Annotated in this window: 22 protein-coding genes; 14 read left to right on the top strand and 8 right to left on the bottom strand. The window is 69.5% G+C overall.

Features of this window, described 5'->3' with window-relative positions:
* Window positions 1-201: 201 nt before the first annotated feature.
* From GXW79_RS13375 to GXW79_RS13365, 3 genes are all read left to right on the top strand, one after another.
* Window positions 202-447 carry a hypothetical protein gene (locus GXW79_RS13375; RefSeq protein WP_211874897.1) on the top strand — a complete coding sequence of 82 codons (246 nt, stop codon included), beginning with the start codon at window positions 202-204 and terminating at the stop codon, window positions 445-447.
* Window positions 444-680: a hypothetical protein gene (locus GXW79_RS13370; protein ID WP_211874896.1), complete on the top strand. Its 237-nt coding sequence runs from the start codon at window positions 444-446 to the stop codon at window positions 678-680. The genes GXW79_RS13375 and GXW79_RS13370 overlap by 4 nt, the downstream gene beginning before the upstream one ends.
* Before the next feature lie 126 nt (window positions 681-806).
* Window positions 807-2,057, top strand: a complete 1,251-nt coding sequence (locus GXW79_RS13365; RefSeq protein ID WP_211874895.1) for a hypothetical protein — start codon at window positions 807-809, stop codon at window positions 2,055-2,057.
* A gap of 61 nt (window positions 2,058-2,118) precedes the next feature.
* Here GXW79_RS13365 and GXW79_RS13360 read toward each other — a convergent pair whose 3' ends face one another.
* Window positions 2,119-2,748, bottom strand: coding sequence for a TetR/AcrR family transcriptional regulator (locus tag GXW79_RS13360; RefSeq protein WP_246503980.1), 630 nt, complete (start codon window positions 2,746-2,748; stop codon window positions 2,119-2,121).
* A 195-nt stretch (window positions 2,749-2,943) separates the two neighbouring features.
* On the opposite strand from GXW79_RS13360, the gene GXW79_RS13355 reads away from it, so the two are divergent.
* The 3 genes from GXW79_RS13355 to GXW79_RS13345 are packed head-to-tail and all read left to right on the top strand — an operon-like array spanning window position 2,944 to window position 6,738.
* Window positions 2,944-3,441: a (2Fe-2S)-binding protein gene (locus GXW79_RS13355; protein WP_408901557.1), complete on the top strand. Its 498-nt coding sequence runs from the start codon at window positions 2,944-2,946 to the stop codon at window positions 3,439-3,441.
* Complete coding sequence (locus GXW79_RS13350) at window positions 3,438-4,508, top strand: FAD binding domain-containing protein (protein WP_211874893.1); 1,071 nt, start codon at window positions 3,438-3,440, stop codon at window positions 4,506-4,508. The genes GXW79_RS13355 and GXW79_RS13350 overlap by 4 nt, the downstream gene beginning before the upstream one ends.
* On the top strand, window positions 4,501-6,738 hold the full coding sequence (locus GXW79_RS13345; RefSeq protein ID WP_211874892.1) for a xanthine dehydrogenase family protein molybdopterin-binding subunit: 2,238 nt from the start codon (window positions 4,501-4,503) through the stop codon (window positions 6,736-6,738). The genes GXW79_RS13350 and GXW79_RS13345 overlap by 8 nt, the downstream gene beginning before the upstream one ends.
* A 27-nt stretch (window positions 6,739-6,765) precedes the next feature.
* Here GXW79_RS13345 and GXW79_RS13340 read toward each other — a convergent pair whose 3' ends face one another.
* Together GXW79_RS13340 and GXW79_RS13335 are read right to left on the bottom strand one after the other, a co-directional pair.
* The gene (locus GXW79_RS13340; RefSeq protein WP_211874891.1) at window positions 6,766-7,209 is read right to left on the bottom strand and encodes a MaoC/PaaZ C-terminal domain-containing protein; all 444 of its coding nucleotides are present in this window, start codon (window positions 7,207-7,209) and stop codon (window positions 6,766-6,768) included.
* Between the two features lie 191 nt (window positions 7,210-7,400).
* Window positions 7,401-8,189 (bottom strand): SDR family oxidoreductase, encoded by a 789-nt coding sequence (locus tag GXW79_RS13335; protein WP_211874890.1) that lies wholly within the window; start codon window positions 8,187-8,189, stop codon window positions 7,401-7,403.
* Window positions 8,190-8,314: 125 nt separating this feature from the next.
* Between GXW79_RS13335 and GXW79_RS13330 the strand changes: the two genes are divergently transcribed.
* The 3 genes from GXW79_RS13330 to GXW79_RS13320 all read left to right on the top strand — a co-directional run bounded on the left by GXW79_RS13330 (window position 8,315) and on the right by GXW79_RS13320 (window position 11,702).
* On the top strand, window positions 8,315-9,367 hold the full coding sequence (locus tag GXW79_RS13330; protein WP_211874889.1) for an SPFH domain-containing protein: 1,053 nt from the start codon (window positions 8,315-8,317) through the stop codon (window positions 9,365-9,367).
* Entirely contained in the window at window positions 9,352-9,783 is a 432-nt protein-coding gene (locus tag GXW79_RS13325) for an NfeD family protein (protein ID WP_211874888.1), read from the top strand. The genes GXW79_RS13330 and GXW79_RS13325 overlap by 16 nt, the downstream gene beginning before the upstream one ends.
* A gap of 68 nt (window positions 9,784-9,851) precedes the next feature.
* Window positions 9,852-11,702 (top strand): O-linked N-acetylglucosamine transferase, SPINDLY family protein, encoded by a 1,851-nt coding sequence (locus GXW79_RS13320; RefSeq protein ID WP_211874887.1) that lies wholly within the window; start codon window positions 9,852-9,854, stop codon window positions 11,700-11,702.
* 5 nt (window positions 11,703-11,707) lie between these two features.
* Here the strand turns inward: GXW79_RS13320 and GXW79_RS13315 are convergent, their stop codons facing one another.
* Window positions 11,708-12,208, bottom strand: a complete 501-nt coding sequence (locus GXW79_RS13315) for a YqhA family protein (RefSeq protein WP_211874886.1) — start codon at window positions 12,206-12,208, stop codon at window positions 11,708-11,710.
* 92 nt (window positions 12,209-12,300) lie between these two features.
* On the opposite strand from GXW79_RS13315, the gene GXW79_RS13310 reads away from it, so the two are divergent.
* The 5 genes from GXW79_RS13310 (at window position 12,301) to GXW79_RS13290 (ending at window position 18,454) form a co-directional block, all read left to right on the top strand.
* Window positions 12,301-13,281, top strand: coding sequence for an ion channel (locus GXW79_RS13310; RefSeq protein ID WP_211874885.1), 981 nt, complete (start codon window positions 12,301-12,303; stop codon window positions 13,279-13,281).
* A 26-nt stretch (window positions 13,282-13,307) separates the two neighbouring features.
* A complete protein-coding gene (locus tag GXW79_RS13305) occupies window positions 13,308-14,297 on the top strand; it encodes an NAD-dependent epimerase/dehydratase family protein (protein ID WP_211874884.1) in 990 nt (329 codons plus the stop codon).
* A gap of 328 nt (window positions 14,298-14,625) precedes the next feature.
* Window positions 14,626-15,768 (top strand): DegT/DnrJ/EryC1/StrS family aminotransferase, encoded by a 1,143-nt coding sequence (locus GXW79_RS13300; RefSeq protein WP_211874883.1) that lies wholly within the window; start codon window positions 14,626-14,628, stop codon window positions 15,766-15,768.
* 118 nt (window positions 15,769-15,886) lie between these two features.
* Entirely contained in the window at window positions 15,887-17,401 is a 1,515-nt protein-coding gene (locus GXW79_RS13295) for a DEAD/DEAH box helicase (RefSeq protein ID WP_408901556.1), read from the top strand.
* A 63-nt stretch (window positions 17,402-17,464) separates the two neighbouring features.
* Window positions 17,465-18,454, top strand: coding sequence for an MBL fold metallo-hydrolase (locus GXW79_RS13290; RefSeq protein WP_211874881.1), 990 nt, complete (start codon window positions 17,465-17,467; stop codon window positions 18,452-18,454).
* Here the strand turns inward: GXW79_RS13290 and GXW79_RS13285 are convergent.
* Genes GXW79_RS13285 through GXW79_RS13270 form a run of 4 tightly spaced genes read right to left on the bottom strand, consistent with a single transcriptional unit; the run spans window position 18,424 to window position 22,512 of the window.
* Window positions 18,424-19,467, bottom strand: a complete 1,044-nt coding sequence (locus tag GXW79_RS13285) for a C-terminal binding protein (RefSeq protein ID WP_211874880.1) — start codon at window positions 19,465-19,467, stop codon at window positions 18,424-18,426. The two genes, GXW79_RS13290 and GXW79_RS13285, sit on opposite strands and share 31 nt — an antisense overlap.
* Before the next feature lie 11 nt (window positions 19,468-19,478).
* Window positions 19,479-20,654, bottom strand: coding sequence for a mandelate racemase/muconate lactonizing enzyme family protein (locus GXW79_RS13280; protein ID WP_211874879.1), 1,176 nt, complete (start codon window positions 20,652-20,654; stop codon window positions 19,479-19,481).
* A gap of 6 nt (window positions 20,655-20,660) precedes the next feature.
* Window positions 20,661-21,563, bottom strand: coding sequence for a carbohydrate ABC transporter permease (locus GXW79_RS13275; protein WP_211874878.1), 903 nt, complete (start codon window positions 21,561-21,563; stop codon window positions 20,661-20,663).
* On the bottom strand, window positions 21,556-22,512 hold the full coding sequence (locus tag GXW79_RS13270; protein ID WP_211874877.1) for a carbohydrate ABC transporter permease: 957 nt from the start codon (window positions 22,510-22,512) through the stop codon (window positions 21,556-21,558). The genes GXW79_RS13275 and GXW79_RS13270 overlap by 8 nt, the downstream gene beginning before the upstream one ends.
* Window positions 22,513-22,521: the final 9 nt, after the last annotated feature.

The following is a 22,521-nucleotide window of genomic DNA, read 5'->3' as shown; positions in this document are numbered from 1 at the left end:
CCTCCGCCATGTTGTCAGCTTGTTGCGATGCGGTGAACATACTGTAACGGATGGCGTTTGGATGCGTAATTTGTAACAATTGCGCGTGCGTAGAGGACTACCGCAGCTTTGCTCGTATCCCAGGGACTTTGCTCTTGTTCGGCAGACGTGACGGGACGAAGGTTGGAATGTTGAACCTGAAGCGCTCGAAAGCAACCGTCCGTGCGAATCATTCCTGCCCTTCTCGTCGCGACCGCGGTGCTTCTGCCTGGCGCGGCGCTGGCCAACTACTACGTCTACTGCGCCAACGACCGCATCGAGGTCGAAAGCCGCGACCCTAACCAGATGCGCATCGCGCGAGGCTCCGGCGTCTGCCAGATGGGCCCGACCTTCGGCTTCCTCTCCGACGCGCAGAACTTCGCCCAGCGCAATTTCGGCGGGGCCGGCCGCTCCTGCTCGTGCCGGTGAGGGCCGGGCTCGCGCTCGCCGCCCTGTTGCTTACGGCGATGCCCGCCGCTGCGGCCTGGACGGTCTTTTGCGTCAATGGGCGCGTCACCGTCGATGCGCGCTCCGAAGCCGTGCTGCGGGCGGACCGCGGCACCGCCTGCGCGCTCAGCCGCGGCTTCTCCTCGCTGCCCGAAGCGCAGGCGCAGGCGCAATCCCGCACCGGCGGTGTCGGCGGCTTCTGCTCCTGCCGCTGACGCGCCGCGCCCCCGCCCGAGGTTGCGCGAGCCGCGCGCCTCTTCCAGATTGCCGGGCACCGACTGCGGAGTGGCCATGACCCCGTCCCACCCGACCATGCCGCGCCGAACCGGGCGGCGCGGCTGATGCCCATTTCGCGCCGAACCTGGCTCTGGGGCGGGGGCGCGCTCCTCGTGGGCGGCGGCATCGCTGCGGCCGTCATCTTCGACGACGAGGAGGAGGACGGCTTCCCGGTCACCCTCGGCCCGCCGCGCTGGTCGCCTCCCTTCCTGCGCTACACCCTCGCCGGGCAGGACCGCCTCATGGTCCTCGTCCGCCGCGCCGAGACCGAGACGCTGCCCGCGAGCGAATCCCGCGCCCCCGCAAGCGGCGACCGGCTCGAGGTGCGTGGCTTCGACGCCGGCACCCTCGCGCCGCTGTTCACGGCACCGGTGGCCTCGGTCGCCGCCAATGGCGCGCCCTCGGCCGGGCTGCTCGGCGAACACGCGGCCACGGTCTGGATCTTCGCTGACACCATCGGCGCCGTCTCCGCCGTCGATGGCCAGGTGCTGATCGAACGCCAGGGCCTGGTCACCCTGACGCCGGACCTCGGCGGCGTGCTGGCGCAGCCGCGCCTGTCCATCTGGATGGCCGCCGACGGGCTGATGCTGCAGACCCCCAACGGCCCGCTGCGCTTCCACCCGCGCACGCTGCGCGCCGAGCCGCTGCCGGCCACTGGCGAGGCGCTGCCGCCTCCGCGCACCACCGCCCCCTATGATTTGCGCGCGCCGGCACCCTTTCGCGTCACCGAGGCGCGCATCGGCGACACCTGGTTCGGCCTGCCGCCCGCCAATACGCCTCCCGTCGCCGGCACTCGCCGCCCCGCCATCCCCGGCGCCCGTTTCCTGCCCGGCGGAGGCCAGGCGCCGGCCGCCGCCCAACGCCTGTTCCGCGCCGCCCTCGCCAGCGTGCCGGGGAGCGTGGCCGCGCCCGATCCCGGCTTCCAGAGCAGTGCGGCGCGCGCCGCACCTCCCGCGCCTGCGAACACCGCGCTCCGCCTCGACGCCCCGACGCCGATCGCCTTCGAGGCCGCCACCCTGGGGCAGGCGGGCTTCCTCACCCTCAGCCCGCACCCGGACAGCGAGCCGATCCGCCCGCCGGGAGCGCCGGGCCTGCTCATCCTCCACCGCGCCAACGAGGCCGGCCTGGCACTCACCCGGATCACCGCCCAGGGCAGCGCGACCTGGACCACGGCGCTGCCCCTGGTGCGGCTGATCTCCGCCATTCCCGGCGATGGACCGCTCCTGCTCGCGGGGACCGACAACGCCGGCACCGAAGCCCTCGTCTCCATCAACCTGGACACGGGCGCCGCCGTGAACCGTCCCCTGGCGGAGTGACGCGACCGCCGGTTTCGTGTCGGCGCCGCCTTTCGAGGTCGGGACCGGTGCGCAAACCGCCCTACGCGCTCCCGATGCTCTGGGCCGACTGCGCCGGGCGATCGGCAGGCTCGCCCGGCCGCAATCGCAGCCCGTCGAGGAAGACGTCGACCAAGCGCGTCACCCGTTCCTGCCAACCGGGTCCTTCCTGGAGGTAGGCGAGCCCGATGATGGTCCGCATCAGGTCTTCCGGGCCGATATCGCCCCGCGCCTCGCCGCTATCGACCGCCGGTGCGAGCAACATCGCGATGGCCTCGTGCATGTGGACGGCCGAGAACGCCATCAGCTCCGGCGGCTTGTGCGTGGCCAGGGCCAGCGCCGCCGCCATGCCCTTCTTCGTCGCGATGAACTGCACCACCGCCTGGACGAACCGCCGCAGCCCCTGCAGGCCCTGCACCTCGCCCGCAAGCTGGCGGGCGAACTCCGCCAACTGCTCAACCTCGCGCCGGTACACCGCCTCGTAGAGCGCCTCGCGGGTCGAGAAGTGGCGGTAGAGCGTGCCGATCCCCACGCCAGCCCGGCGTGCGACGGCCGCCAAACCCGCCTCTGTCCCGCCTTCGCTGAACACGGCCTTCGCCGCCTCCAACACGCGTTCTCGATTTCGAAGCGAGTCGGTCCGTGGCTTACGCTCCCTCCGGGCTGGTTCGGTCATCGGCGACCCTAGCGCTCCTCGCACAAAGCGGAGGCATACTCCGTTTTTTCACTTGAAAGCGGAGACCTCCTCCGCATATGTCGCCACGACGGCATCGAGGGACAACCTCCCTGGCGCCGCCACCATCCCGTGCCGGCAAACTAAGTGCCCTGGCCCGGACGGCCTACCCCGAAACAGCCATATCGGAGGCTCCGCATGAGCATGTCGGTCACGCTTACCGTGAACCGCGTCCCGCACACGGTCCAACTCGACGACCCCCGCGTCACCCTGCTCGACCTGCTGCGCGAGCGGCTGGACCTCACCGGCACCAAGAAGGGCTGCGACCGCGGCCAGTGCGGCGCCTGCACCATCCTGCTCGACGGGCGCCGCGTGAATTCGTGCCTCGCACTCGCCATCAGCCATGACGGCGCCGAGATCCAGACCATCGAAGGCCTTGCCGAGGGCGGCGCGCTGCACCCGGTACAGGCCGCCTTCATCGCCCATGACGCTTTCCAGTGCGGCTTCTGCACGCCCGGCCAGATCATGAGCGCCATCGGCCTGATCGACGAGGGCCAGGCCGGCGAGGATCCCGAGCGGGTGCGCGAGGGCATGAGCGGCAATCTCTGCCGGTGCGGCGCCTATCGCGGCATCACCGAGGCGGTGATCGAGGCGACGCGCTCGATGGCCGAAGACGCCCAGGAGAAAGCGGCATGAACCGGTTCGAATACATACGGCCGCGCAGCGTGGCCGAGGCAGTTGCGGCCGCCGCGATCCCCGGCAGCGCCTACCTCGCCGCCGGCACCAACCTGCTCGACCTGATGAAGATCGGCGTCGCGCGGCCCGGGCGGCTGATCGACCTGAACCACCTCCCGGGCCTCGACGCCATCGAGACCCTGCCCGGCGGCGCCGTGCGGATCGGCGCGCAGGTGCGCAACGCCGAACTCGCGCATGACCCCGAGTTCGCCCGCCGCTTCCCCGCCGTGGCGGAGGCCCTGCTTTCCGGCGCCTCGGCGCAGCTGCGCAATGCCGCGACGGTCGGCGGCAACCTGATGCAACGCACGCGCTGCGCCTGGTTCCAGGACACCGCGAGTGCCTGCAACAGGCGCGAGCCGGGCACGGGCTGCGACGCTTTGGGCGGCGAGAACCGGATGCACGCGGTGCTGGGCTGGAGCGAGCACTGCATCGCCACCCACCCCTCCGATTTCTGCGTCCCGCTCGTCGCACTCGACGCCGTGGTGGAAATCGAGGGCGCCGGTGGCCGGCGTGACATCCCGCTGGCGGATTTCCACCTGCTGCCCGGCACCACGCCGGAGCGGGAGAGCGTGCTTGCTCCGGGCGAACTGGTCATTGCCGTCCGCCTGCCCGCCGAGGCGGCCGGCTTCGCCGCGCATGCCCGCTACGCGAAGCTGCGCGAGCGCACCTCCTACGCTTTCGCCGTGGTCTCCGCCGCGGCGGGCCTGCGCATCGCGAATGGCCGCATCGTCGAGGCGCGGCTGGCACTCGGGGGCGTCGCGGCCAAGCCCTGGCGCGCCGAGGCCGCCGAGGCCTCGCTCGCCGGCGCCGCACCCGATGCCGACGCCTTCCGTCGCGCAGCCGAGATCGCGATGGCAGAGGCCAAGCCCTCCGGCGACAACGCCTTCAAGATCGAGCTGGCGCGGCGCATCGCCATCCGCGCACTGACCCAGGCAGCCGCCGGCACGCCGGACCGCCTGCCCGCACTCCCCGCCTCGTCCTTTGCGTCCAACGCGGGCGCCCCCAACATGGGAGGTCTTCATGTCTGACGTCCAGCGCATGCGCCATGGTTCCTCGATCGGCCTGCCGGTCACCCGCCGCGACGGCCACGACAAGGTCACCGGCCAGGCCCGCTTCGCCGCCGACAACCACCCCACAGGGATGCTGTACGCGGTGCTCGCCACCAGCCGGATCGCGCGCGGTCGCGTCGCCTTCCTCGATGTCGCCGCGGCGCGCGCGCACGTCGGCGTGGTCGAGGTGATGGTGCCGGGAAACCGCCCGGCGCTGGCGATCCACCCCGACGACAAGTCCGTGCCGTTCTCGTTCAAGATGGACCTGCTGCAAGATGACCGCGTGCGCTACGCCGGCCAGTCCATCGCCGTCGTCATCGCCGAGACACTGGAAGCCGCGACGGAAGGCGCCGCCCTGCTCGCCCCCCGCTACGCGGCCGAGGCGGTCGAGGTGACGCTCGACGCCCCCGGCGCCTTCGTGCCGGAAACGGTGGGCGTCGGCGCCCCGGCGGAACAACGCCATGGCGACGTCGAGGCTGGCCTGGACCACGCCGCGCACCGGATCGAGACGACCTACGAGACGCCGCTGCAGTTCCACAACGCGATGGAGCCGCACGGCATCGTCGCCGCCTGGGATGGCGACGCGCTGTCGATTGACATGCCGACCCAGGGCCTCGCGCTGACCCAGATGCGCATCGCCGCCTTCTTCGGCATCCGGATGGAGGACATCCACATCCGCAGCCCCTTCATCGGCGGCGGCTTCGGCTCGAAGCTGCTGGCCGGGCCGCAGGTGCTGGGCATCCTCGCGGCGAAGCTGGTCGGGCGGCCGGTGAAGCTGGTGCTGACGCGGGCGCAGATGTACGGCCCCGTCACGCATCGCTCGGCCACGCGCCAGTCGCTGCGGCTGGGTGCCGCGGCGGACGGCCAATTGACCGCCATCGACCACCACGTGCGCACCGCGACCAGCCGCCACGATGACTTCCTCGAGCCCTCCGGCGGCATCTCGCACAGCCTCTACGCATCGCCCGCGATCGCGACGACGGCCGATGCGGTGCGCCTGGACACCGGCACGCCGGGCTTCATGCGCGGCCCGGGCGAGGCCAGCGGCTCCATCGCGCTGGAAAGCGCGATGGACGAGATGGCGGCCGCCTGCGGCATCGACCCGCTGGAGTTCCGCCTGCGCAACTACGCCGAGGTGGAGCCGATCACGGGAAAACCCTTCTCCTCCAAGGCGCTGCGTGACTGCTACGCGCAGGGGGCCACGACGTTCGGCTGGGCGGGGCGTCCCCTGGCGCCGCGGCAGATGCGCGACGCGGACGGGTTGCTGGTCGGCTGGGGCCTCGGCACCGCGATCTTCCCGGCCATGATGTTCCAGGCCGAGGCGCGCGCCGTGCTGCGGCGCGACGGCACCGGCCTGGTGGAAGCCGGCATCCACGACATGGGGCAGGGCGCCTGGACCGCCTTTGCGCAGATCGCGGCCGACAGCCTCGGCCTCGACATCGACCAGGTGGAGTTCCGCGGCGGCCGATCCGACCTGCCCAATGCCGGCATCGCCGGCGGCTCCGGCCATACCGCGACGGCGGGCGGCGCGATCCATGCGGCCGGCGGTCAGGCCATCGCGCGCCTGACCGAGCTGGCGGTGGCCGATCCGCGCTCGCCGCTGTTCGGCGCCGGCAATGTCGGCGTGGTGGCCAGGGATGGCCGCCTAGTGCGGTGGGACGACGAAAGCCGCGGCGAGACCTATGGCGACATCCTCGCCCGCGCCGGGCTGGACATGGTGGAGGGGCAGGGCAGTGCCGCAGCCGACCAGGCCACGGCGGAGCAGTATTCCCTGCACGCGCATGGCGCGGTCTTCGCCGAGGTGAAGGTGGACCCCGAGCTCGGGCAGGTCCGCGTGACCCGCCTGGTCGGCGCCTTCGCCGCCGGACGGATCATCAACCCGCGCATGGTGCGCAGCCAGTATTACGGCGGCATGATTTGGGGCCTGTCCTTCGCGCTGCACGAACATGCCGCGATGGATGTTCGGACGGGCCGGGTGATGAACGCCGACCTCGCCGAATACCGCGTGCCGGTGAACGCCGACGTGCCCTCGGTGGAGGCGATCCTGGTCGAGGAGGAGGATCCGCACGTGAACGCGCTCGGCATCAAGGGCGTCGGCGAGATCGGCATCACCGGCACCGCCGGCGCAATCGCGAATGCGGTCTGGCACGCGACGGGTGTTCGCGTGCGGAAGTTCCCGATCGCGCTGGAGGCGTTCAGCGGCGCCTGAGGTGGCGGGGGGCGCCACCGCGCCCCGCTAGCGCCGCAGGAAGTGGGTTCCGGTCGCTTCCATGACCACGACGCCGTCGGCGAGGCGGGTTGCGGTGTGGCGAAGCACCGCGACGCCCAGCGGCCGCCCGGTGCGGGACGGCTTGGTCTCCAGCACTTCGGTGCGGATGACGATGGTCTCGTTGGGTCGCAGTGGCGCGGGCCAGCGCGTGTCGATGCGGTTGCCGCCTTCGGAGATGGCGCCGAACACGCCGCTGCCCATGATGCGGCCGAAGCAGGCGGACAGGGTGTGCAGGCCGCTCGCGATGAGTTCGCCGAACAGGCTGTCCTTCGCCGCGACCGGGTCGATGTGGAAGGGCTGCGGGTCGTAGAGCGTGGCGAAGGCGATGATCTCGGCTTCGCTGAGCGTGAGCGTGCCGAATTCGAAGACCTGGCCGGGGGTGATGGCGTCGAGCGAGGGGATGGGGGTCATGCCGGCTGGTTTATTGATGGAATGGCGGCGCGCCTAGCGGGCACCCACCGCCTCAGGCACACCATCCACCCGGTCCGCTCCGCGGCCGCAAGCCCGAATCGCGAACGCCGGCAGTCCGGCGAGCCAAGCGGCCGTCGTGTCGAAGGCACGCCTCCGGCGTTATGTCCGCGCCCGGCGCCTGAGTGCACAATCTACGCCAAAAATTGCATGTCGCCGTCGATGGCCAGCGCCTGCCCGGAGATGCTGCGCCCGAAGGGCGAGCACAGGTACAGCGCCATGTTCGCGATGTCGTGCTGGGTGACGTAGGTGCGCAGCGAGTTCGCGGCGAGCAGCTGCGCCTCCTTGTCGCGAAAGGGCGTGCCCTCGGCCTGCGCCTTGGCCTCGATGACGCGGCGGATGCGGTCGCCCGCGACCAGGCCCGGCAGGATCGCGTTCACCCGGATCCCCTCGGGCCCGAGCTCGATGGCCAGCGACTTGGTGAAGCCGATCACGCCCCATTTGGCCGCCGCGTAGGGGCTGCGCAGCGGAAAGCCGAAGCGTCCGGCCGCGGAGGAGAGATTGATGATGGCGCCACCCTTCCCGGTGGCGCGCAGCGCCGGCACCGCGCGGCGCGCGCAGTGGAAGAAGCTCTCGATGTCGATCGCCATGGTGCGTTCGAGGTCCTCGGTGCGCACATCCTCGACCCGCGCGGTGGGACCCGCGATGCCGGCGTTGTTCACCATCACGTCGAGGCCGCCGAGATGGGCGACAGCCGCATTGACGAAGTCCTCGCAGGCGGGCGCGTCGGCCATGTCGGCACGCATGTTCGGGTGCGGACAGGCAGCGAGCATCTCCGCATCCACGTCGCAGAGGAAGACGCGGGCACCGCAGGCGGCGAAGCCGTCCGCCATGACGCGGCCGATCCCGCCCGCGCCGGCGCTGATCGCGACGCGCAGGCCGGTGAGGTCCACGGTGAGTGGCGTGGTGCAGGCGTCGATCATGGCGTTGCTCCCCTTTTTCCGCATCGTCCGGCGCCGCGACGTTCAGCGCAAGGGTGCGGGACATTCCGACCGTTCCCGTATCGGCCGTTCGCGGCTAAGCTGGCTCCGGTCTTTGGGGTATGGAGATGGACATCAATCTCGGCTTGGGAATCGGCACCGTCATATTCGTGGCGTTGCTGATCCTCGCGGTGGTGACGGCGGCCAAGGGCATCCGCACGGTGCCGCAGGGCGAGGTCTGGACGGTGGAGCGCTTCGGCGCCTTCACCTCCATCCTGCAGCCCGGCCTCAACTTTATCATCCCCTACATCGATGGAATTGGCCGGCGCGTGAACGTGCAGGAGCAGGTGCTCGACATCCCCGAACAGCACGTGATCACGCGCGACAACGCGACGGTGCAGGTCGACGGCATCGTCTACTACCGCGTCATGGATGCGACCAAAGCCGCCTACGCGGTGCAGGACCTGACGCAGGCGCTGCAGCAGCTGTCGATGACCAACATCCGTTCCGTCGTTGGCGAGATGGATCTCGACGCCACGTTGTCCGGGCGCGACCGCATCAACACCGCGCTGCTCAACATTCTCGACGGCGCGACCGAGCCCTGGGGGGCCAAGATCAGCCGCGTCGAGATCAAACGCATCGAGCCGCCGGAAAACCTCATCCGCGCGATGAACCTGCAGATGACCGCCGAGCGCGAACGCCGCGCCACCGTCGCCAAGGCGGAAGGTGATCGCGAGGCCGAGGTCAAGCGCGCCGAGGGTGCGCGTTCGGCCGCCATCCTCGCCGCAGAGGGCCGCAAGGAGGCCGCCTTCCGCGACGCCGAGGCGCGCGAACGCTCCGCCGAGGCCGAGGCGCGCGCCACCGAGATGGTCGCCCAGGTCGCGGCCGGTGCCGGCGTGCAGGCGCTGCAATACTTCATCGCCGAGAAATACGTGAAGGCCTTCGAGGTGCTGGCCGGCAACCCCGCGCAGAAGCTCGTCCTGGTGCCGATGGAGAGCACCGCGCTCGCCGGCGGCATCACCGCCGCGCTCGAACTGCTGCGCAACAGCGCCGAGGGCGGGGCACCGCCGCAGCCGCGCACGCCGATCACGCCGCGCCCCGCACCGCTCGCCGGCCCGCCGCCGGTCGGCGCTTCCGCCATGACGCCAGCCGCGCCGGGGTCCCCATGGATCCGGGGCTGATCTGGATCCTCGCCGGCGTGCTGATGCTGTTCGGCGAGTTGCTGCTGCCCGGCATCTTCCTGCTCTGGATCGGGCTCGCGACCATCGCGACCGGCCTGCTCGTGATGCTGCTCGAACCCACCTTCGGCAGCACGGTGCTGATGTTCAACATGCTGCTTCTCGCGGGCGTCTTCATGGGCATCAAGTTCCGCCCGAAGACGCGCGGCCACCCGGCGGTGAACATGGCCAATTCCGGCCTGGTCGGCCGCTCCGGCCTGGTGATCTCGGCCGACAGCGTCGGCATCCGCGTGCGCATCGGCGACAGCGACTGGCCGGCCCGCCTGCCGCGCGATGTCGAGCGCACGGCCGAAGGCGCCACCGTCCGCGTCGAGGCGGTCGACGGCATGACCCTGGTGGTGCGCCCGGTCGGCGCCTAGTGCCGGATGCCGGGCTCCGGCCTCTCGGTTCGGGGGGCACGCATGCCCCTGATCCGGTCTGACGCAGCATGACCGATCTCGCCACCGCCTTCGCGCAGCTGAAGGCACGCCGCTACGCCGAAGCCCTGCCGCTCTTCGACGCGCTGATCGCCACGGGCCAGAGCGACGCCGGGCCTTACCGCGGCCGCGCCCGATGCCTCAACGGGCTCGGCCGGCCCGAGGAAGCGCTGGATGCGCTGCGCGCCGCCCTGCCGCTCGCGCCCGAGGACCCCTACTTGCGCGACGACCTCGTCGAGACCCTGGTCGCCGCCAAGGACTGGGATGCCGCCGAACCCCATATCCTCGCGCTCTGCCGCCTCGCCCCCGACAAGCCCGGCCCGTACCGCCGCCTCGCCGCCCTGCACAGCCGCCGCAACCGCCCCGACTTCGCGGTCACCGCCTTCGAAGACGCCATCGCCCGCGGCGACACCCGCGGCGCCACCCGCAGCGACCTGGGCAATGTCCTGGTCGAGCTCGGTCGCCCGATGGAGGCCATCGCCCGCTTCGAGGAAGCCGCACCCCTGGTCGCCCCGGAGTACCAGGCCGCCGTCGGCGTCAACCTCGCCAACGCCTGCAACCTGGCTGGTGACGTGGCGCGCGCCAGCGCCACGATCGAGCGCGTCCTCGCCGATCCCGACGCACCGCTCGATGCCCACCACGCCCGGATCTTCGGCCTGCACTACCGGCCCGAACTGACGGTCGACGCCTACCTCCAGGCCCACCGCGTCTATGGCGCCCGCGTCACGGCCGGGGCCGGCAACCCGCCCCGCCCGCCGCGCCGGGACCGGGCGAAGGGCGATCCTCGCCTCCGCATCGGCTACCTCTCCGGCGATTTCCGCGCCCACCCGGTCGGCTATTTCATCGAAGGCGTCCTCGCCGCCCATGATCGCGGCGTCGTCGCTCCCTTCGCCTATGCCAACCAGCACGTTGCCGACGGCACCACCCGTCGCATCGCCGCGCACGTCGAAGCCCTGGTGCCGGTCATCCGTCTCGACGACGCGGCGCTGGCGGCGCGCATCCGTGCCGATACGATCGACATCCTCGTCGACCTCTCCGGCCACACCGCCGCCAACCGCCTGCGCGTCTTGACCCAGCGCCCCGCCCCGATCCTTGCGACCTGGCTTGGCTATGCCGGCCCCTCCGGCCTGCCCGCCATGGACTGGATCATCGCCGACGCGATAGCCCTGCCGCTCGAGGACGAAGCGCTCTACACGGAGCGCGCGCTCCGCCTCCCCGGCTGCTACCTGAGCTTCCGCCCGCCCGACATCACGCTGGCGCGCGGCCAGGCGCCGATGCTCGCCGGCGGCACGCCCCGCTTCGGCTGCTTCGCGAACCTCGCGAAACTCAACGACGCGGTGCTGCGCGCCTGGGCCCGCATCCTGGCCGCCCTCCCTGGTTCGACCCTCGAGCTGCGCACCCGCGCGCTGGGCGAACCGGCGACCGCAGCGGCGCTGGCCGCCCGCTTCGCGGCCCAGGGCGGCGACCCCGCCCGACTGCGCTGCGCTCCGACGCTCGCGCGGGGCGAATACCTCGCGCGCTATGCCGGCATCGACCTGATGCTCGACCCGTTTCCCTTCCCCGGAGGCACCACGACCGCCGAGGCCCTCTGGGCGGGAACCCCGGTGCTCGTCATGCGCGGGCGGTTCGGGATGATGAGCCGCAACGGCGAGACCCTGCTCAGCGCCGCCGGCATCCCCGACGCCATCGCCGCCGACGCGGAGGACTATGTCGCCCGCGCCATAGCGCTCGGGCGCGACGCCGGCGCGATGCAGCGCCTGCGCGCACGCATCGACACGACCCGGCTGACCGACGCCGACAGCTTCACTCGCCACCTGGAAGACGGGTTTCGCCGCATGGCCGCCGAAACGCCCATCGTCTGACCCGATCAGCCCGGCTCGGGTTTTGCGCCGAGCCTGTCCATCACCGCGAGCAGGAACCCGCCGCCCACGAACATGCCGTGCAGGGCCAGCGCCCAGATGATCTCCCGATCGCCATAGCTGCCCACGCTCATGAAGATCTGCAGCAGGTGGATCGAGGAGATGGCGACGATCGCGGTCGCCAGCTTCAATTTCAGATTGGTCGCGTCGATCTTGGTCGCCCAGGCGACCTTCGACGTGCCGTTGTCGTCGGTGAGCTTGCTCACCAGGCTGTCCCAGCTGGAGATCACGACCATGACGATCAGCGAGGCGACCAGCGCCGCATCCAGCAGGTGCAGCACGCCGAGCAGGAAGACGCTGTCATCGGGCTCGAACAGGTCGGCCGCGAGCTTGCCGAGCTTCCACACGAAGCGCACGGCATAGAGCGCCAGCGCCACGCCGAGCCCGACCAGGAACACCGCCAGCAGCCACCGTGTGGCGAGGATGGATTTCTCGAGCGCGCCCTGCATGCCATGGTCCCGGATTGCCGGCGTCAGATACCAGCCGACGCCGGGCCTGGATATGGAAGGATGCGCATGCCCCTGCCACGCGGGACCCCGGCGTGAAGTTGCCGCGCGCCGCCGCCGCGCCGGCCTGGTTCACGCCGCTGGTCCTCACGCTCGCCTTCGCCGGCCTGGTCGCGGCCGCCGTCGCCGACCGCAACGCCTGGGCGCCGCCCGGCTGGGCGATGGCGATGGCCGCCGTCGGCCTCGGCGCGCTGCACTTCATGATGCCGCGCGGGGTGCATTTCGCCATCGGCACCACCGCGGGCCTGGGCATCTACATGGCGCTGTTCGTCATCATCGGCCGCGCCGCCTTCCCGCATGCGGAAGACTGGGCGATGGGACCGGGCTTCCTCGCGCCGATCGCGGGCTTCCTCGGCGCCTTCCTGGTGCGCCGGCGGCGACTGCGGATGATCGCCGAGCGGGCCGGACCCGTGGATCTTCGCCACCTCCGCCGCATGGGGCGCTGGCTCGTGCCGGCGTTTCTGGTCGGCGCATGCTGCATGGCCTTCCCGGTCAACCGCCTCTCGGCGCCGATGCAGGGCATCGCGCTGATCACCGGCATGGCCACGATCGGGGTCATCGTCGCAGCGTCCATCCAGGGGGTGGTGCTGCTGCTGGTCGATACCGCGACCATCATGGAAGACCTGGGCGAGCGCCTGGCCGTCGTCGCGGTGCCGATGGTGGCCTTCACCATGGTCTACCTGATCCTGGTCGTCGCCTTCGGCGCGCTCTACCGCATCTCCGACGGCCTCTCCCGCGACCCGCTGTTCCACATCGCTGGCGCCGCGCGCTGGCTGGCCTTTCCCGACGCGCTCTACTTCAGTCTGGTGACCCAGGCGACGGTGGGTTATGGCGACGTGACGCCCCATGATGATGGCGTTCGCCTGCTGGCCGCGGCGCAGGTCATGTTCGGCCAGCTGCTGCTGCTGTTCGGGTTTTCCGAATTGATGCGGGGGCGCAGCGAGCCGCGAGGCGCGCCGCGCCCCGATCCCGTCGAACCTCCGGCGCATCCGCGCCGCAATCGTTCGGCAGATTAGATTTCTCGGTGCAAAGGGTGCGTGAGATGGCGGCTTCCTATTGGCGCGGCAAGCGCGTGCTGGTCACCGGCGGGGCGGGCTTCCTCGGCGCCGGGCTGTGCCATGCGCTGGTGGGCCTCGGCGCCCGCGTCACCGCGCTCGACGCCATGATGCCCGATGGTGGTGCCAACCCGGCCAACCTCGAAGGCGCGGGCGTCCTGCTCGTCCGCGGTGACCTGCGCGACGCCGAGCTGCACTCGCTCGCGCAAGGCTGCGATGTGCTGTTCAACATGGCAGCCCAGACCAGCCACATGGGCGGCCAGCGCGACCCCGTCGCCGACATCGGCATCAATGCCGTGGCCCAGGTCCGCCTGATCCAGGTGATGCGCGAGGTCGCCCCCAAGGCCGCCGTCGTCCACGCCTCCACCCGGCAATTCTACGGCCGCCCGCAATACCTGCCCGTCGACGAAAAGCACCAGGTCAACCCGCCCGACGCCAACGGCGTCTCAAAATGGGCCGGCGAGCAGTACTGGCTGCTCGAAAGCCGCGTCCATGGCCGCCCTGTGGTCTCTCTCCGCCTGACCAACTGCTACGGCCCCCGCCTGCGCATCAAGGACGCGCGCCAGACCTTCCTCGGCATCTGGCTGCGCCGCGTCATCGAGAACGAACCCTTCGAAGTCTGGGGCGGCGAACAACTCCGCGACCTCGCCTACCTCGACGACGTGGTGGACGCCTTCCTCCGCGCCGCCGAACAGGCAGCAGCGCCTCAGGTCATGGGCCAGGTCTTCAACCTCGGCGGCAGCCCGCCCATCCGGCTGATCGACCTGGCCGACCGCCTGATCGCCGCGAACAACGGTGTCGGCAGCTACGAGAACAAGGAATTCCCCGCCGACCGCGCCCAGATCGACATCGGCAGCTACGCCGCCGACGACCGCGCCTTCCGCGCCGCCACCGGCTGGTGGCCCCGCACCGACATCGACGAAGGGCTGCGGCTTTCCCTGGAATGGTACCGCGCCCGCCTGGGTGATTACCTGTGAGGCTGAGGGAAGCAAGCATGGAGGCTCCGCCTCCAAACCTCCGCCGGGGATCGTGTCGATCCCCGGACCCGTCCCTTTGTGGTTCTGAGTTGGAAGGGCTGGGCTTCATCGAAAGCGCCGGGGTTGGGAGGGGGCGCCTGCGGTGCCATCTTCATGCGAGCTCCCTCGACGCGCCCCCTCCCAACCCCGGCTCGCCTCCGGCGAGGCTCAACACCCTCCCAAAACCCAGAACCACAAATGGGGGTCCAGGGGCCACAGGCTCCTGGCGGGGGTTTGGGGGCAGCGCCCCCATGCTTTCTTCGCTCACTCTCCACAGGACATCACCCAGATGAACGCGAGCACCCTTCCCGTGATTCCCCAGGCCGATCCGGGCGCCGGATATCGCGCGCACAAGGACGCCATTGATGCGGCCGTCGCGCGCGCGTTGGGGTCGGGGTGGTACATTCTGGGCAAGGAGGGCGAGGCGTTCGAGCGTGAGTACGGCGCCTGGCTGGGCGAGGGCATGCATGCGGTGGGGTGTGCGAACGGCACGGACGCCTTGGCGTTGATTCTGCGCGGGCTGGATATTGGACCCGGGTCGACGGTGGTGACGGTGAGCCACACGGCAGTGGCGACGGTCGCGGCGATCGAGATGGTGGGGGCGACGCCCTTGCTCGTCGATATCGTCCCTGAGCATTACACAATGGATGCGGAGGAGTTGGTGGCCGTGCTGGAGGACCCGCCGCCGGGGCTTCCGCCGATCCGCGCCGTCATTCCCGTTCACATCTATGGGCAGCCTTGCGACCTGGCGCCGATGCGGGCGGCGTGTGATCGCGAAGGGGTGTTTCTGATCGAGGATTGCGCGCAGGCGCATGGCGCGCGGCTGGATGGGCGGATGGTGGGCACCATCGGGCATGCCTCCGCGTTCAGCCTGTATCCGACGAAGAATCTGGGTGCCTTGGGCGATGGCGGGGTGCTGGCGACGCCGGATGCGGCGTTGGCGAAGCGGATCGCCGCGATCCGGCAATATGGCTGGCATGAGCGCTACATCAGCGCCGAGGTTGGCGTGAACAGCCGGCTCGATGAACTGCAGGCGGCGATTTTGCGTGTGCGTCTTCCGCTGCTGGATGCCGGCAATGCGCGCCGGCGGGAAGTCGCGGCGGCCTATGACGCGGCGCTGGCCGGTGGCCCCTTCGCCGCGCCGCTGCGGCGCGAGGGCGTGGAGCACGTGTTCCACCAGTACGTGCTGCGCAGCGACGACCGGGCTGCGACGCAGGCGGCGTTGAAGGCGCAGGGCATCGGTACCGGCATCCACTACCCGGTCCCGGTGCATCTGCAGGGCGCGTACAAGGACCGGGTGGCGCTGGGTCCGGCGGGTTGCGGCGAAACGGCGCGCGCGGCCGGGGAGGTGTTCTCGCTGCCGATGTATCCGGAGCTGACCGACGGCCAGGTGAAACGCGTCTGCGACGGGCTGCGATCGTTGGCGCGCTGAGGCTTAACTGGACAGGGCGGGGGCAGGGGCCTAAGCCCCGCCCATCATGCCCTTTCCGAATTTACCCCCGTTGCTCGCCGCGGCGCTTGCCGAACGCGGCTACACTGAACCAACCCCTGTGCAGGACGCCGTTCTCGCCGCCGAGCCGGGGCGGGACCTGTTGGTCTCCGCCCAGACCGGGTCCGGCAAGACCGTCGCCTTCGGCCTGGCCATGGCCGCCGAGCTGTTGCCGGAGGGCCAGCGCGTTCACCAGACCCGCACGCCCCTGGCACTCGCCGTCGCACCCACGCGCGAACTCGCCCTGCAGGTCGCCCGCGAGCTCGAATGGCTCTACGGCCCGACCGGCGCGCGCATCGCCACCTGCGTGGGTGGCATGGACATCAAACGCGAGATGCGGATGCTCCAGCAGGGCGTCCACATCGTCGTCGGTACGCCCGGGCGCCTGTGCGACCACCTCGAGCGCGGCAGCCTCGATGCCTCCGCCGTGCGCACCGTCATCCTCGACGAGGCCGACGAAATGCTGGACCTCGGCTTCCGCGAGGAGCTGGAGAAGATACTCTCCGCAGCGCCCGAGACCCGCCGCAGCCTGCTGTTTTCGGCGACCATGCCGCGCGCCATCCAGGAACTCGCCCGCCGCTACCAGCGCGACGCGCTGCGCATCGAAGTCGGCCGCGAGGGCGGCGGCCACGCCGACATCGAACACCGCGCCGTCCTGTGCAACGCGCACGAGATGGAAAAAGCCATCGTCAACCTGCTGCGTTGGTATGAAGCCGGCGGCGCGCTGGTCTTCTGCAACACCCGCGAATCCGTCAACCGCCTGCAAGGCAACCTGCAGGAGCGCGGCTTCTCCGTCGTCGCCCTCTCCGGCGAACTCTCCCAGAACGAGCGCACCCGCGCCCTCCAATCCCTCCGCGACGCCCGCGTCCGCGTCTGCGTCGCCACCGACGTCGCGGCACGCGGCATCGACCTGCCCGACCTTGGCCTGGTCATCCATGCGGAGCTTCCCCGCGACGCAGAAACCCTGCAACACCGCTCCGGCCGCACCGGCCGCGCCGGGCGCAAGGGCGTCTCGGTCTTCCTGGTACCCTACCCGGCCCGCAAGCGCGCCGAGCGCCTGTTCCAGGGCGCCCGCGTCACCCCCTCCTGGTCGCCCGCGCCGGCCGCCGCCGAAGTCCGCGCACGCGACGAGGAACGCCTACTCGACGACCCCGCGCTGCGCGAGGAACCCGGCGAGGACGACCTGGCCATCGGCCGCAAGATGATCGAAGCCCGCGGCGCCGAGACCGTCGCCGCCGCCTTCGCCCGGATGGCCCGCGCCCGCCTGCCCGAGCCTGAGGACCTGGCCGCCGCAGCCCCCGTCCCCAAGCCGCGCGAACGCGTGGCACCGCGCGACGCAAGCGCCGCCGGCGCCTGGTTCCGCATGGGCATCGGGCGCGCGGGGAACGCCGACCCCAAGTGGCTGATCCCCTACCTCTGCCGCCGATTCAACATCACCAAGGCGGAGATCGGCTCCATTCGCATCGCGTCGAAGGAAACGCAGGTGGAGATCGCGCCGAGCGTCGCGGCGCAGGTTGAGACCGCGCTGCGCGGGGAGCAGCGGCCAGACGACATCAGAATGGCCGCGCTGCGATAAGAAAGACTGGGGAAAAGAATTTCCCCAGACCCCATTCTTTTATTTTTGCTACTGGGTGCGGTGATGAACGCGCACTTCAACGCCACCTTGATCAACGGACGCCAAGGGGATTCGGCATTGCTGCTGGAATTCCCGCGGCAGGGTCGGGCCGTCCTTTTCGATGCCGGCGATCTGTCCAAGCTGGACGCGCGCGCACTCCAACGCGTGAGCCACCTGTTCCTCAGCCACGCGCATATCGACCACATCATCGGCTTCGACGCACTGCTGCGTGCCAAGGTGCACCATGCGAGCGAGGTCGCCGTCTTCGGACCGCACGGCATCATCGGGAAGATCGGGCATCGGCTGCGTGGCTATGAATGGGATCTGGTCGGGCGGATCGAACCCGTGCTGGCCTTCACCGTCCACGAGGCCTCCGGCGACACGCTGAAGCGCGCCCGCTTCGTTCTTCAACAGCGCTTCAAGCCGGAAGGCCTGCCCCCGATCCTTACCGCCGGCGACCTTCTGTTCGACGAGCCTTGGCTCAAGGTGCGTGCCGCGGTGCTGCGCCACCACGGGCCGGTGCTTGCGTTTCGCGCCGAGACGCCGCCGATTGTCACCGTCGATGCAGGTGCCATCCTGGACCGTGGCTGGAGCCTGGGACCGTGGGTCGCCAGGCTGAAGACGGCAGTGCTTGCTGGCAGCAAATCCCTGGGCACACCTGGCGGCGCCATGTCGCTTGTCGCACTCGCGGACATGGTGCGCGTGGTGCCGGGCCACTCGCTCGGCTACGTTACCGATATGGCGGATACCCCCGCCAATCGCCTGGCTGCCCAGACATTGGTCGCAAAGGTCGATACGCTCTTCATCGAGGCGCCCTTCCTCCATGGCGGCGAGGCCACGCCGCCCGAGCGAGGCCACATCAGCGCGCTCACGGCCGGTCAGATCGCCCGCGCCGCCGGCGCCGGCAGCGTGGAGCCCTTCCACTTCGCCGCCCGCTACAAGCCGGCGGAACTGCTGGCCGAAGTCGCGTCCGGCTTCGGCGCTCAGCTATTCGGCCCGCGATCCATCGCGTAGGGCTGCCACCGCTTCAGATCGGACCCCGGCAGCACCGTCGGGTTCACGCAGCTCATCGGCCACCGCCCGGTGAGGATCAGCGCCATCTCCTGCCCCGCCCGCCGACGCCGCGCCGGATCGAACCGCGCACTCGCCGAGGCATTGTGCGGCGATAGGATGATATGCGGCATCTGCAGCAGTGGATTGTCCTGCTGCGGCGGCTCCTGCTCCAGCACGTCCAGCCCTGCGCCCGCGATCCATTTCTCATCGAGCGCGCGGATCAGCGCGCCCTCATCCACGGTCGGGCCGCGGCCCGTGTTGATGAAGATGGCGGTAGGCTTCATGGCGCGGAAATGCTGCTCCTTCAGCAGGCCATTCGCCTCCGGCGTTGCGGGGACGTGCATGGAGATGAAGTCCGATATCGCCAGCAGCTCCGGCAGGCTCACCGGCTGCACGCCGTGCGAGGAGATCATCATCTCATCCACATAGGGGTCATATGCGACGACATGCAGCCCGAACGCCTTCGCGCGATGCGCGACTGCGCGCGCGACGCGCCCAAACGCGATCAGGCCCAGCGTCTGCCCCATCAGGCGCGGGATAAGATTCAGCTGCGGCCGTCCGGCGCGCCAGCGCCCTTCGCGGACCATGCGGTCCTGTTCCAGCGCGCGGCGATGCGTGGACAGCAGCAGCATCATCGCGTGGTCCGCGACTTCCTCGATGAAGGTGTCCGGGCAATTGGTGACGGGTATGCCCTTCGCCGTTGCCGCCGCGACATCGACGTAGTCCACCCCCACCGAAGCACACGCGATATGCTTGCACTTCCCCAGCGCCGCGATGAGCTTCGCGGAGAACTTCATCCCCTTGGCGTAGAGCACGTCAGCACTTCCGGCCGCCGCGATCAGCGCCTCCTCGGTCGGTTCTACCTCGACGAACTCGGCATCGAGCGTGCCCAGCCCCTCCCGCTCATAGCCGTAGTCGCCGAGCTTGGCGCCAGGCGTGGCGAGGGCAGGGGTGAGGATGGTGTAGGCGGCCATGTCAGACTCTCTCAGCTCTTGGGTGGGCGCGCGCGGACGGCGGCCTCGTTGATGTCGGTGCCCCAGCCAGCGGCGGTCGGCACGACGAAGCAGCCATTCTCGAAGGTCGGAAGATTGGTCACGAACTCGTCGCGCCACGGGCAGGAGTCGATGTCGATTTCCATGATGCGGAAATTCGGGATCGTCGCGCAGAAATGCGCGCTGATGAAGCTGCACAGATGCCCGTAGAAATTATGCGGCGCGCAGTTCACCTCATAGGCGTCGCACATGGACGCGATCTTGATGCTCTCGCCCAAGCCATTCCACGGCACGTCCACGATCGCCACATCCATCGCGTACTGCTCGAGATACGGCTTGAAGTCGCGCCGCCCATGCAGCGTCTCGCACGACGCGATGGGGCAGGGTGCGCGGCCGCGGATCATCGCGAGCGAGGGCGGGTCGTGCGTGTCGATCTCGAGCCACGTCAGTCCGATGGGCTCCACCGCGGCGGCGACGCGCAGGAACCCCTCCGTCTTGAAGTGGATATTCGTGTCCAGCATGATCCCCATCTCGGGGCCCACGGCGTCGCGGATGGTCATCAATTCGCGCGTCAGGTCGCCCAGCAGCGCATTGTCCCAGTTCAGTTCCGGCCACCCCGCCGCGCGCCCGAACCCCGGCGCGTATTGCGAGAAGGCGCCGTCCTTCCAGGGGAAGATGTTGGTCTTCAGGCAGCGGAACCCGGCCGCCTTCACCTCCTCCGCATGCCGTCCCAGCGCCTCATAATCGGCAATGGGCCGGAAGAACTGCGTGGAGCGGCCGGAGACGCGGTAGGTGCCGAAGTGGGACCAATAGACCGGGATGCGGTCGCGGATCGGCCCGCCGAACAGCGCGTGAACCGGCTTTCCCGCCTCCTTGCCGCGAATGTCGAGCAGGGCGTTCTCGATGGCCGCGATCGCCTGCTGGTTCAGCCCGCCGCGCGCCTGTCGCGTGCCGACATGCAGCCGCGCGACGATGGCTTCCGACGCGCGTGGATCGGCACCGATCACCAGCGGTGACAGCGCGCGGATGACATCGGACAACCCCTTGGACCCGAAATCTTCATTGTATTCGGACCAGCCGGTGATCCCGCAGGCAGTGCTCATCTTCAGGAAGGAAAAGGTGCGCCAGCCGGCATCGGCGATCATGCACTCCATGTGGTCGATCTTCATGGCGCGCTACTCCTTCACGGCACCGGTCAGCGAGGAGACGTAGTAGTCCACGAAGAAGGAATAGAAGATCGCGACGGGCAGCGAGCCCAGCAGTGAGCCCGCCATCAACGCGCCCCATTGATAAACGTCGCCCGTCACGAGTTCCGTCAGGATCGCCACCGGCACCGTCTTGCGTTCGGACGATTGGATGAAGGCGAGCGCGTAGATGAACTCGTTCCAGGACAGCGTGAAGGAGAAGATGCCCGCGCTGATCAACCCCGGGACGGCGAGTGGCAGGGTGATGCGGCGGAGGATCTGCAACCGCGTCGCGCCATCGATCAGCGCACATTCCTCGAGCTCATAGGGGATGGATTTGAAGTATCCGATCAGCAGCCAGGTGCAGAAGGGAATGAGGAAGGTCGGGTAGGTGAGGATCAGCGCGAACGGCGTGTCGAACAGCCCCAGATTATAGACCATGGTCGCGAGCGGGATGAACAGGATCGACGGCGGCACCAGGTAGGCGAGATAGATCCCCAAGCCTACATACTGGCTGCCGCGAAACCGCAACCGCTGGATCGCATAGGCCGCGAGCGTACTCGCGAACAGCGACAGCACGGTCGAGGAGATCGCCACGATCATCGTGGTCCACAGCCAGCGCGGATAGCTCGTCTGGAACAGCAGCAGATAGATGTGGTCGAGCGTCGGCGAGGAGATCCAGAACGGGTTGTGGTTGCGGAAGTCGTAGAGCTCCGCGTTCGGTTTGAAGGCCGTCACCGCCATCCAGTAGAACGGGAACAGCAGGATCAGCAGGAAGCAGCCCAGCGGGATCCACAGCATCACCACGCGGCGTGCGCGGCTGTCCCAGGCCATCGTTTCCGGCTGGGCGGATGCCGTGTTGGTGGAGGCGGTCGAGACGACTGCGTCAGTCATTGCTCTCTCCCTGCTGCCACTTGCGCCGAGCGAGGGCGAAATAGCTGAACAGCGTGGCCGCGACGAGGAAGGGGATCATGGAGACGGCGATGGCGGCACCCTCGCCCAGCTCGCCGCCGGCGATGCCGCGCTGGAACGCGAGTGTCGCCAGCAGATGCGTCGAGTTCACAGGGCCGCCGCGCGTGATCGCGTAGACCAGCTGGAAATCAGTGAAGGTGAAGATGATCGAGAAGGTCATCACGATGGCCAGGATCGGCAGCAGCATCGGGAAGGTGATGAAGCGGAAGCGCTGCCACGACGTGGACCCATCGAGCAGCGCGGCCTCATACAGCGACGGCGAGATGGTCTGCAGCCCCGCGAGCAGCGAAATCGCGACGAAGGGAATGCCGCGCCAGATATTGGCGACGATCAGCGAGAAGCGCGCCGGCCATTCCGTGCCGATGAAGTCGATGTTCGTGCTCCGCCAGCCCAGCACCTCGACGAAGATGTACGAGATGATCGAGAATTGCGGGTCGTAGATCCACCAGAAGGCGATCGCGGACAGCACCGTCGGCACAATCCAGGGCAGCAGGATGATCGCGCGGATGATCGACTTGAACGGCATGTGCTGGTTGAGCAGCAGCGCGAGCCACAGCCCCAGGCCGAACTTCCCGATGGTCGCGATGCCCGTATAGAAGACCGAGTAGAACACCGCGTTGCGCCAGATCGGGTCGCTCAGCAGGTACTCGAAATTCTCCAACCCCACCCAGACGCCGCGCCGCCCGATCGTGGTGTCGGTGAAGGCGAGGAAGATGCCCAGGCCGAGCGGGTAGGTGAGGAAGGTCATCAGCAACCCGACCGCCGGCAACAGGCAGACGATCACCAAAAATGGCTTCCAGTCGAACAGCTTCACGATCCAGGACGGATCGCGCCTGGCCTTGATCCATTCAGCGGCGGTTACGGCGGACATGGCGGGTAC

It is taken from the genome of Plastoroseomonas arctica (assembly GCF_018128965.1).
GTDB classification, from domain to species: domain Bacteria; phylum Pseudomonadota; class Alphaproteobacteria; order Acetobacterales; family Acetobacteraceae; genus Plastoroseomonas; species Plastoroseomonas arctica.
Note: the sequence above shows the minus strand (reverse complement) of the source record. Positions and strands in the feature narration are given on the sequence as shown.